The following is an 18,071-nucleotide window of genomic DNA, read 5'->3' as shown; positions in this document are numbered from 1 at the left end:
CTTAATGAAGGACGCATAAACTGCATGTTCGTCATGCACAGCCGTCCTTCATAAAAATATCCACCCCCATTATACTACAAGTTCCAGTATGGAAAAACTGAACGCCTCCGGCGTCAACGAGGGACTTCGCAACGATTCGCTTCATTGCAAAGCCCCACCACAAATCTAGACAAGGGCCATCACGCAGGCAACAATCAACAACACCACACCCGACAGCTTGTCCGCCGAAATGTTCACACGCTTCCCGAGATAACGCCCGAATTCCAACCCAGCGAGCGTCATCAACAGACTCACCAAGCCAAATACGACTGCTGCAAGCAGCAACGGAGCGTCAAACATCCCCACGCCAAATCCAACCGTCAAATTATCTAAGCTCAGCGCCACGGCCAAGAAAATAATGCTTGCGCCCTTTGCCTTAACCGCTTTATCCGCTTCGTCCTCGTCACCATCTCGCTTAAATACACTATAAATCCCCATGATGACGAGTACAGCGATACCGACCCAGCGCGCCTTGCCGCCAATGCTGCCAGCAATCGACTCGCCTATCAGCATCCCAATGACCGGCATGACTGCCTCAAAGACCGCAAAGATGAGTGCGGTTCGCCATTGTTGCACGCGAGAGAGCTGCGATGTGCCGAGCGCAACAGATGCCAATCCGTTATTTGCACCCATAGCCAAACCAAACATAATGAGTTGCCAAATCAGTGAAGTCCCCTCCCTTGACCGCATCCACTTTCCCAAAGAGACTGCGTCGGAACGTCAAAGAAACGCAACACGTCTCCAACGTAGGACTGCGTTCCAAGAAACAACAACGTATCCTCTTTGTGCGCTGCATCTCGCGCGCGTTGAACCGCAATCTCGACATCCGGTTCCACAGAGGATTGGACGCCTTGCTCGGTAGCAACGGCTGTATAATCCTGCGTGTATCGCAAATGCGGGTTCGAACTCGTCGTAAAGACAAACGCGTGGACATACGGCGCAAGCGTCGATATCACACCTAGCGCGTCCTTGTCGTCGGGCAACGACAAGATTGCGGTAATTTTCCCTGTCGGTCGAACTGCCTTGAGCCATTTTACAACAAACCGGGCATTGACGGCGTGAATCGCCCCGTCGACAAGGCAAGTGGGATCCTTTGAAATCACTTGCATCCGCCCAGGTAAACGCAGTCCCAAAAGATTGACCTCAATCGCGTCATCAATCCGCTTCAGCGACTGAAGGACGTGGTGTGCCGCAACTAAGGATACCGCCACATTGCCCGCGTACAAAGCGAGCTCCGCACCGACCACCGCGCGGTGTGTCACGCCCCCTGCGTATGCGAAGACCGTCTGTACACCGCCTGTCCCATTCACCAGTTCATACGAAAAATCTCGCCCCAATAGACGCGATGTGACTTTAGAGTCGTCAAAATAGGCCGCAATCTGGCCCTCCACCTCCGGCGCTTGTGTATAACTAACTGCCCATTTGGTATGCGCGGTGACGACGCCAAGTTTCTCGCGAACCACATCTGACCACGTTGGCCCGAGCTTATCCAGATGTTCGGGAAAAATCGGTGTCAACAAGGCACCTTGATGCACGACTTGATTGACGTCGTCGTGCAGAGCCCCTCTCCCCAATTCAAACACATTGACATCGGTTTTCTGCTCGCGAAACCAAAGACTCGCCATCACTGCCACCAAACCAACCGGTCCGAAATACTCGTCGGACGGCAATTCGGCATCTCTGGCTGCCAACTTGACACACCTGGCGAGCCGAACAAAATCTTCATTCGGCACGGTCAAGCCATTTATCCGGATTCGCTCTAAAAAATCTACCAGGTGCGGACTTGTGAATAATCCCACACGCAGTCCCAAACGCTCGAGCACCGCCGCTAGTAAAATCGCGTGCGTGCCCTTCCCTTTGCTCCCAGTAACCGCCACATTGTACATAAACTCGTCCGGGTGTCCAACCGCGTCAAGTAGCCACCGGGTCCACTCAGGGTGCCGGACATCGCGGTCGTATCCAGCGCGTTTCACTGCGGGGACGCGCGTGTAGGATTCAAAAATCCACGTAATCATCTTTGTGACTTCTTGCTCTACCTGTGTCGCTTCCCGTTCCATTGCGTCCCCGCCTCTCCATTTTTCAGTGTAGCACATAAAAATCGTACGCCGCGCCTCCAAATACGGAGTCTGCGGCGTACGATTCACGATGAAAACCCTATAACTGAAAAAGTGAATTTAGTATGTCAACTGATAGACTTGTCGCCGTGCTTCATACCCAGAAATCTCCTCGTCAAACTGCAGCGTGAGACCAATATCGTCCAGGCCGTTGAGCAACATATGTTTCTTATGCGGGTCCACGTCAAACGGGACGGATAGTCCATGGTCGGTCACCAATACCTGATTTTCCAAATCAACCGTAATGGCGTCCCACGCCTCTGCCGCGTAACTCGCAGCCAATTCGTCGCGGACATCTTGTGGAATGACTACAGGCAACACGCCATTTTTAAAACAGTTATTGAAAAAAATATCGGCAAACGACGGCGCAATGACAACCCGGAATCCATAATCGCTCAAGGCCCAAACCGCATGTTCGCGAGACGACCCACAACCAAAATTCGCGTCGGCCAACAAAATGGATGCGCCCTGCGCCCGCTCGGCATTTAATTCGAAATCCGGATTCGGCTCACCAGACGACAGGTAACGCCAATCAAAGAATAAGAATTCACCAAAGCCATCCCGTTCAATCCGCTTCAAAAATTGCTTTGGAATAATCTGATCTGTATCAACATTGACGCGGCTGAGTAAAGCAACGCGACCTTTGTGCTTAACGAGCGGCTCCATGCGCAACGCCTCCTTGATGTACTCCTGCAAACTCGCGGACATCGACAAACCGACCTGCCAACGCAGCCGCTGCAGCCATGGCTGGACTCACGAGATGCGTGCGCGCACCGCGGCCCTGCCGCCCCTCGAAATTCCGATTCGATGTGGATGCACACCGTTCACCTGCTGGGATGATGTCTGGATTCATGCCAAGACACATACTACAGCCAGGTTCGCGCCATTCAAATCCTGCTGCCAGAAAGATTTCATGCAACCCTTCCGATTCCGCCTGCCGCTTGACCTGTTTCGACCCCGGCACAACCAACGCCCGCACACCATTTGCCACCTTGCGACCACGAACGACCGACGCGGCGAGCCGCAAATCCTCGATGCGCGCATTCGTACACGAGCCGATAAACACGTGTTGTACCGGAATATCCGTGATTTTCGTTCCTGGTTCCAATCCCATATACTCGAGTGCCGCCGCGAGCGCCCGCTGTTCGACAGGCGTGGGCGCAGTAGCCGGATCAGGCACTGTGCCGTTGACGTCCGCGCCCATCCCAGGGTTCGTGCCCCACGTCACTTGTGGCGAGAGTTGCGTGACATCAAACACGATGTCCCTGTCAAAGACCGCGTCATCATCCGACTTTAATTCTCGCCAGAGAGCCACAGCTTGTTCCCACTGTTCGCCGCGCGGAGCGTGTGGCCGGTCCTTGACGTAAGCAATGGTCGTGTCATCCGGCGCCATCAGCCCAGCCCGGGCCCCTGCCTCAATCGACATGTTGCAAATGGTCATCCGTTGTTCCATCGTCAATGTCGGAATTAAACTACCCGCGAATTCAATAACGTGACCCGTCCCAAAATTGACACCGTACTTCGCAATCAAGGCGAGAATCACATCTTTCGACGTGACACCAGGAGCGAGTGACCCTTCCAACTGAATCCGCAACGTCTTGGGGCGTGTCTGCCACAAACACTGCGTGGCCAGCACATGCTCGACCTCACTGGTGCCAATGCCAAACGCCAACGCGCCAAAAGCCCCATGTGTGGACGTATGGCTGTCGCCACAAACGATTGTCTTGCCAGGTACCGTCAATCCCAGCTCGGGTCCAATCACGTGAACAATCCCTTGATGAGGACTGTCAAGGTCAGCCAGTTGAACGCCAAACTCGCGGCAATTTTCAATTAAAGTATCAATTTGTTTCTTGGCAATCTGGTCGCGCACATCATACGGGTTGTCCGTCGGAATATTGTGATCCATCGTCGCAAACGTCGCGTTTGGCTGCCGCACAGATCTCCCTGCCATGCGCAACCCGGCGAACGCCTGGGGTGACGTCACCTCGTGAACCAGGTGTAAATCGATGTAGAGTAAACTCTGGCCATCTTCCAATGTTTTCACGACATGTGCATCCCATATTTTATCAAATAATGTTTTGCCCATTTATCCGTTGAGCCTCCTTTGCACCTCGTGCCGAACCAATGCGCTCATGTCTTCTGTGCCAACCGGTTCCGAGCCGTGACCAGCTAAATCCCGTGTCCGGTGTCCAGCCTCAATCGTCGCGAGCACAGCATCCTCAATTGCGGTTGCCGCCACTTCTAGCCCAAGCGAATGCCGCAACAGCATCGCTACAGATAAAAAACTCGCAAGCGGATTCGCAATCCCTTGCCCCGCGATGTCTGGGGCTGATCCGTGAACCGGCTCATAAAGACCCGGTCCACCACTGCCTAGGCTGGCCGATGGGAGCATGCCGATAGACCCGGTGAGCACCGCAGCTTCATCGCTCAAAATGTCGCCAAACATATTCTCGGTGACGACGACGTCAAACTGATTGGGCCGCTGAATCAACTGCATCGCAGCACTGTCCACCAAGATGTGCTCGACGGTCACATCCGGAAAATCTGTGGCAGTCTCCTGCACAATTTCGCGCCACATCCGACTCGACTCAAGCACGTTCGCCTTGTCGACAGAAGTCACTTTCTTCCGCCTGTTCTGAGCAATTAGAAACGCCTGGCGCACCACGCGCTCAATTTCCTGCCGCGTGTAATGCAGCGTGTCAACGACTGCATTCCCACCATCCAGCCGCGCTTTCGGTTCACCAAAGTACAATCCGCCGGTCAGTTCGCGAACAATCACCATGTCGACCCCGTCGAGTAACTCTGGCTTGAGCGGGGATGCAAGCAATAACCCGGGCCATGTGCGAATTGGTCGCAGGTTTGCAAATACGCCCAACTGCTTGCGAATGCCGAGCAATCCCGCTTCCGGGCGAACGTCGCCAGGCAGGTGATCCCACTTTGGACCACCAACAGCCCCCAGCAAGACCGCGTCAGACGCTTTGCACTTCGCGATGGTCTCAGGTGGTAGCGGATGACCTGTGTGGTCGTACGCCGCGCCGCCAATCAGCGCTTCCTCCAATGTCCATGTCTCGCCAAGTGTCTGCGCCACCTCCTCTAGCAGGCGCCGAGCCTCTTTTGTCACTTCTGGCCCAATGCCATCTCCAGGTAGAATGGTAATGTGTCTGGTCATAAGGTCCTCCTCTTGCAATGGTTCGGGGCTCGCAAGGAGCCCCGGCTATCGACCGAAAACTCATGCCTCAACAGACGCTGCAGTGAGTTGTACGTCGTCAATCCGCTCCTTGACGAGCACACGATTAATCGCGTCGAGAAATGCCTTCGCCGACGCAGACAACACGTCGCTGTGAACGCCGCGGCCCGTAACGATGCGGTCATGGTACGCCACTTTGACGTACACCTCCGCGAGGGCGTCGCCTCCACCCGTCGTCGACTGAATGCGATAGTCAACCAGCTGGATAGGATCTTCAACGACGCGCTCGAGGCAGTTATAGATGGCTTCCACGGAGCCATTTCCGGTCGCTGCCTCGCGGATGACTTGTCGATTGGGTCCTCGTACGCCGACCGCTGCCGTCGTCTCATTCAAACCGTACGAAACATGTAAAAATTCCAAATCGTACTTGTGCTCTTCCGTGGAAGATTGGACAACCAACGCTAAAATGTCGTCGTCGGTAATCTCCTTCTTCGTCTCGGTCAAAGTCTTGAACTCTGTGAACAGCCGGTCAAACTGCACATCGCTCAATTGGAGGTTTAACGCGTCACACTTTTCGCGGAACGCGTGTCGACCTGAGTGTTTCCCGAGCACCATTCGGTTGGAATGAAGACCAACCATCTCTGGGCGGATAATTTCGTAGGTCAGCGAGTTTTTGAGTACACCATCCTGATGAATCCCGGATTCGTGCGCAAATGCGTTATTCCCGACAACCGCCTTGTTCGCGGGTACCGCCATGCCAGTCAATTTCGCGACCAATTTACTGGTCAGCACGGTCTCCGTCAACTGCGCACGCGTCTCGCGCCCGTACGTGTCCTTGCGGATGGCCAACGCGACCAAAATTTCCTCAAGCGCCGCATTACCAGCCCGTTCACCAATACCGTTGATGGTACCTTCAATTTGATCTACACCGGCCTGAATCGCAGCAAGGCTATTCGCGACCGCAAGTCCGAGGTCATCGTGACAATGGGCGGAGAGTTTGACGTCACCTAAATTGGGAACGTGCGCACGAATGTACTCAAACATCTGCACGTATTCACTGGGTGTGGCATACCCCACCGTATCCGGGAGGTTGATGACCTTTGCACCTGCGTCAATTACCTGTGTGATAATCCGAACTAAAAAATCCCAGTCACTTCTCGTAGCGTCTTCCGCCGACCACTGAACAACGGGGAACCGAGACGCCGCGTAACGCACACAATCCACGGCCGTCTCCACCACTTGGTCCGGCGTCTTGCGCAATTTGTGTTCCATGTGAATGGGCGACGTCGCGATAAACACATGTAACCGCGGAAACGCCGCATGGCGTAACGCATCCCAAGCTGCATCAATATCCGCCTTCGTCGCACGGGCGAGGCCCGCAACCGAACAGTCTTTCACGCGATTGGCGATTTCTTGAACAGATTTAAAGTCGCCAGCCGACGACGCTGGAAAACCAGCTTCCATGATATCGACGCCAAAACGCTCGAGTTGTAGTGCGATCTCTAACTTTTCGCTTCCGTGTAAATTCACACCAGCTGACTGTTCACCGTCACGCAGGGTTGTATCAAACACGTCCAGCTTTCGCACTATCGACCACCTCCGGCTGATTTTGACCTGGGCGCTTGTTCTGAATAAACGGCATCATCGAGCGCAATTCGCGACCGACAACTTCGATAGGATGCTGTTGTTCGCGTCGGTTAATCGCGTTGAACATCGGGCGATTCGCCTGATTTTCCAAAATCCAGCCTTTCGCAAATTCACCGTTCTGAATATCCTGCAATACGCGTTTCATCTCCGCCTTGGTCTCCTCTGTAACGATGCGCGGACCCGTGACGAAATCACCCCACTGCGCCGTGTCGGAAATCGAATAGCGCATGTACTCGAGACCCCCCTCGTAAATCAAATCGACAATCAGCTTCATCTCGTGTAAACACTCGAAATAAGCAATCTCTGGTTGATAACCTGCCTCGACTAACGTCTCAAACCCAGCCTTGACGAGCGCCGACAATCCGCCGCACAACACAGCCTGCTCGCCAAACAAGTCAGACTCGGTTTCTTCGCGGAACGTCGTCTTCAAGACGCCGGCGCGGCCAGCACCAATTCCGCGCGCATAGGCGAGTGCCAACGCTTCGGCCTGGCCACTGGCATCCTGCTGAACAGCAATCAAAGACGGCACACCGCCACCGGCCTCATAGACGCGACGGACGAGATGACCTGGGCCTTTTGGTGCGACCATGAAGACATCGACATCCGCAGGCGGTTGAATTTGCGAAAAGTGAATGTTGAACCCGTGGGCAAACGCCAACGCCTTGGTGTTATTCAGGTACGGTTCGATTTCTTGCCGGTAAACGCCGACTTGACGTTCATCAGGCAGCAAAATCATAATGACGTCCGCCCGCTCCACCGCTTCGCCCACCGGCAACACGGTAAAACCGTCGTCCTCCGCGCGCGACCAGCTCGATCCCGGCCGTAACCCGACCACCACATCAAAACCACTGTCACGCAAATTTTGCGCATGCGCGTGACCTTGTGATCCGTAACCAAGGATAGCAATTGTTTTATCTGCTAAAACCTGTGTGGAAATATCTGCGTCGTAAATTACTTTTGCCATAGCTGGACACACTCCTCAGTAAAATTCAGTTTTTTCTTTCGTCTCATTTGCAGGTACACGCCCAAATGGATGTCCGTCAAATCGAAATCACATTGTTCTCGGACACGCGTCGGGCCTCTGTGACCGTCGCGACATCGCGCGCCAACGCGGTGAGCCCGGTGCGCGCCAACTCCTTGATTCCGTACGGACGGAGCAACGCGATTAACGCGTCGATTTTCTCCGTTCGGCCCACGGCCTGAATCGTGATGGAGTCGCGACCGACATCGATAATGCTCGCCCGGAATGGCTCGATGATAGTTGTAATCACCGACCGCTGGGCCACAGGACTGTTCACTCGAATGAGCGCCAGTTCGCGCGCGACCATTGGCTGATCTGTCAAGTCGGTCACTTTTAACACGTCAATTTGCTTATAAAGTTGCTTGATGACCTGTTCGAGTGCTGACGCGTCCGTGTCATTCATGACGATGGTAATCCGCGATAAACCTGGTGTGTCAGTGACGCCCACAGTCAAGTTTTGAATATTGAAACCTTTCCGCAAAAACAACGCTGTAATCCGATTCAGCACGCCAGCCTTATTATTGACAATCACGCTAATGACGCGGTTCATGGCTTCACCCCCACCATCTGATGCAGTCCGTCACCAGGCGCTATCATCGGGTACACGTTTTCCATCGGTGCCACCAAGCACTCCAGCAGTCCCGGTCCTGACGCCGCGAGGAAAGCATCCAACTTTGCGGTCAGTTCGCCGTCCTCCCGAATCTGAACCGCCGGAATGTCGTACGCGGCAGCCAACTTCAGAAAATCCGGCTGCCATTGCAACAGCGAACTCGAGTAACGCTCCTGATAAAATAGCTCCTGCCACTGCCGAACCATGCCCAATGCACCGTTGTTTACCACTACAATTTTTAAGGGCAGTGCCAACTCCGCGACTACGGCAAGTTCCTGCAGCGTCATCTGAAAGCCAGCATCGCCGACAATCGCGACCACCTGGCGAGTTGGCTCAGCTATCTGTGCGCCAATGGCGGCAGGGAGACCAAATCCCATCGTTCCAAGTCCGCCGGAAGTCACCCAATGATTCGGCTCAGTGAATGGGTAAAACTGAGCGGCCCACATCTGATGCTGACCAACGTCGGTAACGATAGTAGACTGACCGTTCGTCAATCGCGCAATCTCAGAAATCAGCCGCTGCGGTTTGACGAGAGAACCTTCTTGCACGAACCAAAATGGCGTTTGCGCCTTGATATCCAATAGTTGTTGCCGCCACGATGCGATATCCGGTGCCGCCATTTGGGTTGCAAGCAACATCGTGAGCGCCTCTTTCACGTCGCCCACAACCGGCACGTCCGTCGGGACGTTTTTTCCAATTTCGGCCGGATCGATATCGACATGAACAACGGTGGCTGCGGGCGCGAAATGCTTGAGATTACCGGTCAACCGATCATCAAATCGCGCCCCAAAGTTGAGTAACAAATCGGTCTCGTAAAGCGCTGTGTTGGCCGCCTTGCTTCCGTGCATGCCGCCCATCCCGAGAAACAGCGGATGGTCAGCCGGGAATCCCCCGAGACCTAGTAACGTGTGCACAACAGGGATGCCAAAGCGCTCTGCGAACTGCCTAAGTTCGCCGCTCGCCCCAGCGTGGAGCACACCCGCGCCAGCAAGGATGACCGGCCGCTTGGCTGCCTCAAGCAACCCCAGTACTTTGCGAATCTGCATCGCGTGTGGGACGACGGTCGGTTGATACCCAGGGAGTTGAGGGGCGTCCTCGTAAATAAATAACGCCTTTTCCCCAGCCACATCCTTCGGAATATCGACAAGGACTGGACCCTTTCGACCTGTATTGGCGATGTGAAAGGCTTCTTTCAGCACAGCCGGAAGTTCACTCGCGTGCTGCACTTGGTAATTATGCTTGGTAATCGGAGTGCTGATGCCAATGATAGAGGTTTCCTGAAACGCATCTGACCCAATCACGGACCTCGCAACTTGGCCTGTGATGGCGACAATGGGGAGGGAGTCCAACATGGCGTCCGCCAGGCCGGTGACGAGATTCGTCGCCCCCGGCCCAGATGTGGCAATGACGACGCCGGGCTTCCCGGTCACGCGTGCGTATCCTTCGGCCGCATGAATCGCGCCTTGTTCATGGCGCGCGAGAACATGTCGAATCCCACAGTCATACAGAGCGTCATAAAGCGGCAAAACGGCCCCGCCGGGATATCCGAAAATGACTTCCACCTGCTCCTTGCGCAGTGCTTCAACTAAGATTTCCGATCCCGTCAGCATCGGCGCCTGCCATTCAGATGACGCATTCTTTTCTTCCGATATCACACGCATGTCTCTTTCCTCCTCTCCAGAGTGTTCACTCAAATTTTCATAACCGCACCCGTATTCGCGGATGTAACCAAGTACTGATAGCGCCGCAGATACCCGCGCGGAACTTCCTTAACAGGTGGTGCGTACACTTGTCTACGGGCTTCCAAAACATCCTCGCCGACGTCGAGATGGATGGTTCTCGCTTTCAAGTCAATGCTGATTTTATCGCCATCCTCAATAAGTCCAATCAGCCCACCTTCAGCAGCTTCCGGCGAAATGTGCCCCACACAAATCCCCCGCGTCGCCCCGGAAAACCGTCCATCGGTAATCAGTGCGACATCGCGGCCCAAACCGCGACCCACAATCGAGGAAGTCGGTGCCAGCATCTCCGGCATCCCAGGGCCACCTTTCGGGCCCTCGTAGCGGATAACGACCACATGACCTGCCTGCACACGCCCACTGTCAATCCCCTGTTGTGCGTCCTCTTGCGAGTCAAACACAATCGCTGTGCCCTCGAATCGCTCAATGTCGGGATCAACCGCGCCCACTTTCAGCACGGCGCCATCAGGTGCCAAATTTCCATAGAAAATGGAGAGACCCCCTTCACGGCTATATGGGTTCTCTGCTCGGTGAATGACCTGCTCGTTCAGGATGGACGCCTCGGCCACAGCCTCACCGATGGTCTTTCCACTGACTGTGATACGGTCTGGATGCACTGCGGACGTATGATCTATCAATTCCTTAATAATGGCCGAAACACCGCCTGCCAAGTGGACATCGTGGATGCTGTACTCGGAAGCAGGGCTGATTTTCGAAAGATACGGGACCCGCTTGGCAATCTCGTTAACCTCGCGAAGGTCGTACGCGATGCCCGCCTCGTGCGCGATAGCCATGAGGTGAAGGACGGTATTGGTCGATCCGCCCATCGCCATATCGAGCGCAAATGCGTCGTCAATAGCTTCCTTCGTGATGATGTCACGCGGGCGCACATCTTCTCGAATCATGCGAACTAAGTGATGGGCTGCTTCTCGAATGAGGTCGTGTCGTTCGGAGGAAGTTGCCAAAATCGTGCCGTTTCCAGGGAGTGCTACGCCAAGCATTTCCATGATGCAATTCATCGAATTCGCCGTGAACATGCCCGAACATGACCCACACGTTGGACAGGCGGTCTCCTCCAATTCGACCAGTTCAGCTTCTGTCATTTGACCAGAGCGGTAGCGGCCAACGCCTTCAAAGACCGTCGTCAGTGACAGATTGTGCCCGGTCTTGGAGCGCCCGGCTTCCATGGGTCCCCCGGAGACGAAAACGGATGGGACATTCGTCCGTGCCGCAGCCATCAACATCCCCGGCGTAATTTTGTCGCAATTCGGAATAAAAAACACACCGTCGAACCAATGGGCATTGATCATCGTCTCTGCGCTGTCCGCTATCAGTTCACGACTGGCGAGCGAATATCGCATTCCTACATGCCCCATCGCGATACCATCGTCCACACCGATGGTATTAAATTCAAACGGGATACCACCCGCCTCGCGAATCGCCTCTTTCACAACCTCCGCAAAGGCTTTTAAATGCACATGCCCTGGGATGATGTCGACATAGGAATTACAAACGCCGATAAACGGTTTGGGCAGATCTGTTGGTTTTATCCCCGTGGCATACAGCAGACTTCGGTGAGGTGCCCTGTCTGCCCCTTTTTTGATCATGTCGCTGCGCATAAACTTCCTCTCCTAAACCTTCAAACTTCACGAGTTGCGCGAAAATTCCATCCGCCGAGAAGCCATTATGAGATGGCTTCTTCCTTGCTGTAAACTTTCATACCAACATGGCGCGTACACTGTTGAAACGCTTGATGCAATGCCTTGGTAACAGGTCCAGGATGCCCATCCGCCACCACACGCTTGTCAACTTCGACGACGGGAACCAGTTCCGCTGCAGTTCCTGTTAAAAACACCTCATCAGCGACATAGACGTCGTGTCGCGTAAACGGTTCCTCTTTGACGACATAGCCAAGTTCATGTGCCAATTCGATAATCGTCGCCCGAGTGATGCCCTCTAACGCACCGAGATAGGCTGGTGGCGTATATAGCACATTGTCACGAACAATGAAGATGTTTTCACCGGACCCCTCGACGACGTACCCCTCTGTGTTGAGCACAATCGCCTCATTGGCGCCAGCGGCTTGTGCTTCAATTTTAATTAGAACGTTATTAAGGTAGTTGAGCGATTTAATTTTCGGATTCAATGCGTCGGTTCTGTTCCTCCTCGTCGCTGCCGTCACCGCTGTAATTCCTTCCTCGTACAGCTTTTGTGAGAACATCGACAGCTGCTCCGCGATGATAAACACTTGCGCACCTTTGCAAACGTACGGGCTAATCCCCAAATCTCCAGGGCCACGCGTCACCACCAAACGAATATAGGCGCTCGTCAACGCATTTCGACGAACCGTCTCACATACCAACTCACACATCTCATCCTGCGTATATGGGATATCTAGCAAAATTGATTTTGCAGAATCATAAAGTCGACGTACATGCTCCGCAAGTTTAAAGACGTTGCCGTCATAGACTCGAATCCCCTCAAAAATCCCATCGCCATATAGTAGTCCGTGGTCAAAGACCGAAAGTTTTGCGTCGTCGCGCTCGACGAATTCGCCGTTTAGAAAAATTTGCGATGACATCGTATGAACTCCCCTCATTGCCTCATTCGGCGCTACACGTAACGCGACCGAATCCACTAGTTTTTAAATATTCCCACAAATATAATTGAGGCGCTCATGAAGACCGGGCTATCCGCCCAAAAAATATTGATATGACGCGTCTTCTTTGACTTGCAGGTCATTGTAGTACGGGTATATGTACGTGTCAATGTGCGTATGTTCTGATGTTTATCTGAAAACGCTTTCCTATAATTCGTAAGAAAGCGGTTACTAAGGCGTTATAACAAGTGGATTGCAATATTCAAAAAAATTTTCAAAAACCCACATCCCTTGTGGTTCAAGGGAAAACCAGATCTTTAATGTCAGGAAAATTAACGCGAGGTAGAATGTTTAACAAATAAAAAACCAGTCACCGACTATTCGGTGACTGGTTCTACTGGCATGACACACTCAACTGCTTGGAGATGGGAGAGATGTTGGAGTTCATCCACCAGATGCCTGGCTGTAGTCGTTGAAAGTTCATGCGTTATAATCACGATTTCGGCACAACCTCCATCTACGCGCTTCTGCAGCACAGTCTCCATGCTGACGTGCGCACGACCAAACAACTGCGCAATGCTGGCGAAGACACCTGGCTGGTCGTGCACCACCAACCGAAAATAATACTTGTACTGATCATCTTCCCGGTCCACCACCGGTTTCACGGTCAGTGTGCCATTCGGCGAACTGGCCACATATCCGAGTTTCAAATTGCGCACGAGCGAGATGACGTCGCCGACCACGGCGCTCGCTGTCGGCATGCTTCCCGCTCCTCGTCCAAAGAACATAAGGTCTCCTGCAGCATCCCCACGAACGTACAACGCATTGTAGGCGTCCGACACATGCGCAAGCGGGTGCACTTTCGGAATCATTGTCGGGCGAACAGAGAGAGTCAATTCTCCTCCGTGATCTCGGCCGACAGCCAGCAGTTTGATGACATATCCCAATTCATCTGCATAACGGACATCTTTCGCGCGGACGTGGCGAATTCCCTCAATCCGGATGTCTGTCAAATGTACTTCGGTCTGAAAGGCAATCGAAGATAGAATCACGAGTTTTCGCGCTGCATCCAAGCCATCCACGTCACTCGACGGATCAGACTCCGCGTACCCGAGTTCCTGCGCCATTGCCAACGCTTCCTCAAAATCAATGTGTCGACTCGTCATCTCGGACAAGATGAAATTCGTCGTGCCATTGATAATCCCTTTCAGGTCCGTCACTTCATTGGCAGTGAGGTTCTCCTTGAGCGGCCCAACGAGCGGAATGGCACCGCCAACCGCCGCTTCAAACAGCACACTCACATGATTTTCCTCGGCCACGCGAAGGATTTCCGGGCCATGTACCGCGATTAAGTCTTTATTTGCCGTAACCACGTGTTTGCCGTTTCGAAGCGCCTCTAAAATATATGTTTTCGCGGGCTCAATCCCGCCGATTGTCTCAATCACAATCTGAATATCCTCGTCCCGCAGAATGTCATCAGGTTTGGTCGTAAGCCGTTCGTGCTCGAAGGTCACACCCCGATTCTTGTCCAAATCACGCACAAGGATGGTTTTGACCACCGGACGAGAACCCGTCATATCGGCCACCTTTCCAGCGCGACGGCGCACCAATGACACGACTCCGGCCCCAACCGTACCGCAACCAAGAAGGCCAATCTCTAAATCCACCAGGGTGTCTCCTCTCTCCGACCGATCTTCTATAAACAATCTGTTCTGCTGAAGGGTGCACAATTACTCATCGCAAATATGAACCTATGTTATCTTTATTCACATATTTCACATATTTCACATATTCAAACAAGAGCAAATTGCACAAGTCACCAGCAATATTTCGTCTATTTATACAACGGCACCCCATCCCTGTCAAGCAGGCGAAGTACCCCTATGACGATGAATCAAACATGCGGATAACTACATCGGAAATTCTTTCTGGATTTCATAGTGGCGATTAAATCCTGTTAAAATGGTGAAGTATACCCGAGATGAGCTGCGAGCGCAGTTTCTCGGATAGAACTTCGTCGTAAAGAGAGGTGTCCTCACGTGAACCCGGAAGCCAAGTATTGCAATGAATCACGTGTGGTAAAAACCAGTCACGTACTTCCTCCTGACACCAACGTCCACAATACACTCTTTGGCGGACGCTTGATGGCTTATATCGACGACTGCGCATCCTTGTCGGCAACAAGACACGCACGTTGTCCAGTCGTCACTGCTTCAACGGACTCAGTCGACTTCTTGTCTCCTATCAGTATGTCCGATTCCGTGTGCCTCGAGTCTTATGTGACCTGGACAGGTCGGTCTTCTATGGAAGTTTTCGTCAAAGTGATCGCTGAAAATCTGATGACTGGGGAGCGTCGCATTGCTGCAACTTCATTTCTGACATTCGTGGCGCTCGACAAGGACAAAAATCCGGTCGCGGTTCCCCAGGTAATTCCGCAGACGGATGAAGAGAAAAAGCTGCACGAAACTGCGTCGGCACGCGCGATTCACCGGAAAGAAAGACGGGAGCAAAGCAAAAAGTTAGCCGAGTTTCTGACCACAAATAAACCATGGTAGCCCATGAACGACATCACCGCCAACATGCACAGGTGGTGATGTCCTCATCCTCTCTCGATATTTCCCAAGGTGACCGAGCGTATCATTGGAGTTCATGGCGATTCACTGCGTAGGCTCAGCGGATAAATGGAGAGAAAGCGCAGATTCCCGCGTGGGCATTAAGACGATTTCCCCATCTCACTTCTCAATAAGTATCCTAAACCACGGATACTAATAATCAGTTTCGGGGAATACGGGTTGTCTCCCACCCGTGCACGCAAGCGACTGATATAGACATATAGTTCACTTCTGGAGATGTTACGTTCCTTTCCCCATGCATATTCAATAATGTCGTCGGTGCGCACAGGGTGGCCCAAATGAAGCGCGAGTAGGTGAAGAATCCGAAACTGAATCTTCGACAAACTGACAGACATACCGTCTTGAACTAACTCCCCACGACGAAAATCAAGGACGAGTCCAGGTCGGAGCGCGACTTGTGTGAGATTTGTGTCCATGTCTAGCCTCCAGGCGTAGATATGTCATACCAAAAAAAGGCGTTCAAGAATGTTGATGAATGGTTGCGATGATAAGTCGCTTCACCGGGCGCACGCATCAACTGCCTCGTCTGTTTTCGATGAAATTCGACAAAATCCTTCAATCGCCTTGAATTTGGAACACAATTTCACAAGGGCCAGCTGCCTGACCACCCCTGCACTTTCTCATTCTCCCCCGATAACTGAATGATTCAAGCCCAATAGTGGGCCCATCGCTCGACGGTTCACCACGATATCGGCCAGGGTATAGCGCTCTAAAACGGCAAAATAGGCATTTAACGCTTCGCCAAGAACATTCTGCAAACGACACGCGGGACTGAGAATACAGGCTCCATTTTCTGCGTCAAAGCATTCCACAAGATTCCAATTTTCTTCCATTTCTCGAACCACCTGGCCAATATTGATGTCCTCTGGACGCTTTGCTAAGCGAAAACCTCCATGGCGCCCACGAATCGTATGAATGAGTCCAAGCTTTCCTAACTTATGCACACTTTTCATCAAATGATTGGATGAGATTCGATAAACCTGTGCAATTTCTTGGATATTGGACAGTTCCCCCTCTGATTTCATGGCGGCATAAATCAGTACGCGCAGCGAATAATCCGTAAACATCGTCAAATTCAATCCCTCATCTCCTCTCCGTGCTTCCTCTCAAGACAAAACCAGACACAAAAGGTATATATAAAATATATTTTTAAGAAATGACCGTGCAAGCGGAATTCTATTTTTGCAGCCCTGTCTCTTCCGTGCGAGCAGTATCTCACATCTCCAATCATGAGCGGCTTTTCGAATAGCCGCGTTTCGTGTATCATTCACCCCAAAATGTGCATGTCCAAGAGGAAGGGGAAAACATCCAGCATTTTCAGAAGGAATTGTTCATGAACCAATCATTCGAAGAACAAGACCTGAAGTGCATTTCTAAACTGTGATTTTTATGCAAGCAATTTGTTTGCGTCCCGATTTGAAGCGTGCAAAATGACCGGATCGACGTTTAAACAAGCGAATTTAAGCGCCATCATCATAATACAAGGGGATTGGTCCTATACCAATCTGCGCGGACAACACCTACAAAACTTAAACCTACAACACGTCAATTTCAGTTTCGCTGATCTGTCGGGTGCACGACTAGAGAAATCCGACCTCCCCCATGCCAACCTCACAATGACCACTTTTATGAAAGCGAATCTGCGCGAAGCAGATTTGCGGGGAGCGAATATGAACGGTGTAAACTTTCGTGACTTTGACCTGGCCAACGTAAAAATAGATTTTACACAAGCGGTGATGATGGCCAAGTCTTTCGGTGCTCGAGTGGAAGAGAATGAGTAACAGAGATAGGTTGTCGACCAAGCCACATCGTACTGGCAGTTAGTTTGGGCGTTGACACCGATAGTAAAAACGTAATGCAATTCGGGTCGACGACTCGCTGATAATCTTCACACCTTCCAACACGGTGTGAACCAGCGCACGAATCATGTGTACGTCTCCCCCCATGCGTAGCGCGTCGAGAATCCGTTGGTGTGCCTCTACCCAATGCGACTTCTGATTTGTGCCAACCGGGACGTACGTCAGCAATTTAGCCTCCAGTTCATCAAGAAACGCTAATCGACCGTGAATCAGCCCATGCATTTGGTTCAGCTGCAATGCTGTCAGACGACCCTCTACATACTGCCACAGCAATTTATCAATCCGCATTTGTTGTTGTAAGCGTTCTTCGGCAATCTTCCGAAGATAGACACCAGCACTCGGGCAAGTAGCAATCTGTTGGTCCAATACCCGCGCAATTTCTGTCCGTACCTCCCGCAAAACAACCCTGTCAATCTCCGCCGTATAGCGATGTTGCAAGTTGCGCAAATCGGCGTCTGTGTACGCATGCGACGTGGGTCGGTAGTCTGTGAAGACAATGCGCAACAGTTGCGTTGCAATCTGCTCCGGTGAAATTTTCCCGTATCTCTTGTCTGCCACGACAATCTGCATACACATAAAATCCCCCCAATCGATGCGTATGCGAAAAGAGGCCGTCCAGTTGC

At 52.4% G+C, this 18,071-nt stretch carries 17 protein-coding genes; 2 read left to right on the top strand and 15 right to left on the bottom strand.

Annotated elements, in window-relative coordinates; genetic code table 11:
* Positions 1–165: 165 nt before the first annotated feature.
* The 12 genes from J3482_RS04405 to J3482_RS04350 all read right to left on the bottom strand — a co-directional run bounded on the left by J3482_RS04405 (position 166) and on the right by J3482_RS04350 (position 14,623).
* Positions 166–729: a manganese efflux pump MntP gene (locus J3482_RS04405; RefSeq protein ID WP_223203959.1), complete on the bottom strand. Its 564-nt coding sequence runs from the start codon at positions 727–729 to the stop codon at positions 166–168.
* Positions 702–2,096, bottom strand: coding sequence for a bifunctional folylpolyglutamate synthase/dihydrofolate synthase (locus tag J3482_RS04400; RefSeq protein WP_146821185.1), 1,395 nt, complete (start codon positions 2,094–2,096; stop codon positions 702–704). Before J3482_RS04400 ends, J3482_RS04405 begins: the two co-directional genes overlap by 28 nt.
* 117 nt (positions 2,097–2,213) lie before the next feature.
* Positions 2,214–2,819 carry a 3-isopropylmalate dehydratase small subunit gene (gene leuD, locus J3482_RS04395; RefSeq protein ID WP_146821187.1) on the bottom strand — a complete coding sequence of 202 codons (606 nt, stop codon included), beginning with the start codon at positions 2,817–2,819 and terminating at the stop codon, positions 2,214–2,216.
* The gene (gene leuC, locus J3482_RS04390) at positions 2,803–4,239 is read right to left on the bottom strand and encodes a 3-isopropylmalate dehydratase large subunit (protein ID WP_146821189.1); all 1,437 of its coding nucleotides are present in this window, start codon (positions 4,237–4,239) and stop codon (positions 2,803–2,805) included. Before leuC ends, leuD begins: the two co-directional genes overlap by 17 nt.
* Positions 4,240–5,322 (bottom strand): 3-isopropylmalate dehydrogenase, encoded by a 1,083-nt coding sequence (gene leuB / locus J3482_RS04385; RefSeq protein WP_146821191.1) that lies wholly within the window; start codon positions 5,320–5,322, stop codon positions 4,240–4,242.
* Positions 5,323–5,382: 60 nt separating this feature from the next.
* Entirely contained in the window at positions 5,383–6,927 is a 1,545-nt protein-coding gene (locus J3482_RS04380; RefSeq protein ID WP_146821192.1) for a 2-isopropylmalate synthase, read from the bottom strand.
* On the bottom strand, positions 6,905–7,951 hold the full coding sequence (gene ilvC, locus J3482_RS04375; protein ID WP_021296992.1) for a ketol-acid reductoisomerase: 1,047 nt from the start codon (positions 7,949–7,951) through the stop codon (positions 6,905–6,907). The genes J3482_RS04380 and ilvC overlap by 23 nt, the downstream gene beginning before the upstream one ends.
* A gap of 76 nt (positions 7,952–8,027) precedes the next feature.
* Positions 8,028–8,558, bottom strand: coding sequence for an acetolactate synthase small subunit (gene ilvN / locus J3482_RS04370; RefSeq protein ID WP_146821194.1), 531 nt, complete (start codon positions 8,556–8,558; stop codon positions 8,028–8,030).
* Positions 8,555–10,279 carry a biosynthetic-type acetolactate synthase large subunit gene (ilvB, locus tag J3482_RS04365; protein ID WP_146821196.1) on the bottom strand — a complete coding sequence of 575 codons (1,725 nt, stop codon included), beginning with the start codon at positions 10,277–10,279 and terminating at the stop codon, positions 8,555–8,557. The genes ilvN and ilvB overlap by 4 nt, the downstream gene beginning before the upstream one ends.
* A gap of 29 nt (positions 10,280–10,308) precedes the next feature.
* A complete protein-coding gene (gene ilvD, locus J3482_RS04360; RefSeq protein WP_146821199.1) occupies positions 10,309–11,976 on the bottom strand; it encodes a dihydroxy-acid dehydratase in 1,668 nt (555 codons plus the stop codon).
* A 65-nt stretch (positions 11,977–12,041) separates the two neighbouring features.
* Positions 12,042–12,938 carry a branched-chain-amino-acid transaminase gene (gene ilvE / locus J3482_RS04355; RefSeq protein WP_146821201.1) on the bottom strand — a complete coding sequence of 299 codons (897 nt, stop codon included), beginning with the start codon at positions 12,936–12,938 and terminating at the stop codon, positions 12,042–12,044.
* 395 nt (positions 12,939–13,333) lie between these two features.
* The gene (locus J3482_RS04350) at positions 13,334–14,623 is read right to left on the bottom strand and encodes a homoserine dehydrogenase (RefSeq protein WP_146821203.1); all 1,290 of its coding nucleotides are present in this window, start codon (positions 14,621–14,623) and stop codon (positions 13,334–13,336) included.
* Between the two features lie 372 nt (positions 14,624–14,995).
* Here J3482_RS04350 and J3482_RS04345 point away from each other — a divergent pair, with 372 nt between their 5' ends.
* Positions 14,996–15,511, top strand: a complete 516-nt coding sequence (locus J3482_RS04345; RefSeq protein WP_146821205.1) for an acyl-CoA thioesterase — start codon at positions 14,996–14,998, stop codon at positions 15,509–15,511.
* A 158-nt stretch (positions 15,512–15,669) separates the two neighbouring features.
* On the opposite strand, the gene J3482_RS04340 is transcribed toward J3482_RS04345, so the two are convergent.
* Together J3482_RS04340 and J3482_RS04335 are read right to left on the bottom strand one after the other, a co-directional pair.
* Positions 15,670–16,005 carry a winged helix-turn-helix domain-containing protein gene (locus tag J3482_RS04340; RefSeq protein ID WP_146821207.1) on the bottom strand — a complete coding sequence of 112 codons (336 nt, stop codon included), beginning with the start codon at positions 16,003–16,005 and terminating at the stop codon, positions 15,670–15,672.
* A 204-nt stretch (positions 16,006–16,209) separates the two neighbouring features.
* A complete protein-coding gene (locus J3482_RS04335; protein WP_146821209.1) occupies positions 16,210–16,668 on the bottom strand; it encodes an RrF2 family transcriptional regulator in 459 nt (152 codons plus the stop codon).
* A gap of 351 nt (positions 16,669–17,019) precedes the next feature.
* Between J3482_RS04335 and J3482_RS04330 the strand changes: the two genes are divergently transcribed.
* Entirely contained in the window at positions 17,020–17,370 is a 351-nt protein-coding gene (locus J3482_RS04330; RefSeq protein ID WP_188332081.1) for a pentapeptide repeat-containing protein, read from the top strand.
* 39 nt (positions 17,371–17,409) lie between these two features.
* Here the strand turns inward: J3482_RS04330 and J3482_RS04325 are convergent, their stop codons facing one another.
* A complete protein-coding gene (locus tag J3482_RS04325; RefSeq protein ID WP_146821213.1) occupies positions 17,410–18,018 on the bottom strand; it encodes a hypothetical protein in 609 nt (202 codons plus the stop codon).
* Positions 18,019–18,071: the final 53 nt, after the last annotated feature.

The sequence above is a fragment of the Alicyclobacillus suci genome (genome assembly GCF_017329615.1).
Classification (GTDB): Bacteria; Bacillota; Bacilli; order Alicyclobacillales; family Alicyclobacillaceae; genus Alicyclobacillus; species Alicyclobacillus suci.
The sequence above is the reverse complement of the archived record's forward strand: the minus strand, read 5'-3'. Positions and strand labels throughout refer to the sequence as shown.

Bases quoted from the DNA above. Each gene is read 5' to 3' on its own strand.
- J3482_RS04405 (WP_223203959.1), bottom strand. From the start codon at position 729: ATGCGGTCAAGGGAGGGGACTTCACTGATTTGGCAACTCATTATGTTT.
- J3482_RS04400 (WP_146821185.1), bottom strand. From the start codon at position 2,096: ATGGAACGGGAAGCGACACAGGTAGAGCAAGAAGTCACAAAGATGATT.
- leuD (WP_146821187.1), bottom strand. From the start codon at position 2,819: ATGGAGCCGCTCGTTAAGCACAAAGGTCGCGTTGCTTTACTCAGCCGC.
- leuC (WP_146821189.1), bottom strand. From the start codon at position 4,239: ATGGGCAAAACATTATTTGATAAAATATGGGATGCACATGTCGTGAAA.
- leuB (WP_146821191.1), bottom strand. From the start codon at position 5,322: ATGACCAGACACATTACCATTCTACCTGGAGATGGCATTGGGCCAGAA.
- ilvC (WP_021296992.1), bottom strand. From the start codon at position 7,951: ATGGCAAAAGTAATTTACGACGCAGATATTTCCACACAGGTTTTAGCA.
- ilvN (WP_146821194.1), bottom strand. From the start codon at position 8,558: ATGAACCGCGTCATTAGCGTGATTGTCAATAATAAGGCTGGCGTGCTG.
- ilvB (WP_146821196.1), bottom strand. From the start codon at position 10,279: ATGCGTGTGATATCGGAAGAAAAGAATGCGTCATCTGAATGGCAGGCG.
- ilvD (WP_146821199.1), bottom strand. From the start codon at position 11,976: ATGCGCAGCGACATGATCAAAAAAGGGGCAGACAGGGCACCTCACCGA.
- ilvE (WP_146821201.1), bottom strand. From the start codon at position 12,938: ATGTCATCGCAAATTTTTCTAAACGGCGAATTCGTCGAGCGCGACGAC.
- J3482_RS04340 (WP_146821207.1), bottom strand. From the start codon at position 16,005: ATGGACACAAATCTCACACAAGTCGCGCTCCGACCTGGACTCGTCCTT.
- J3482_RS04330 (WP_188332081.1), top strand. From the start codon at position 17,020: ATGACCGGATCGACGTTTAAACAAGCGAATTTAAGCGCCATCATCATA.
- J3482_RS04325 (WP_146821213.1), bottom strand. From the start codon at position 18,018: ATGCAGATTGTCGTGGCAGACAAGAGATACGGGAAAATTTCACCGGAG.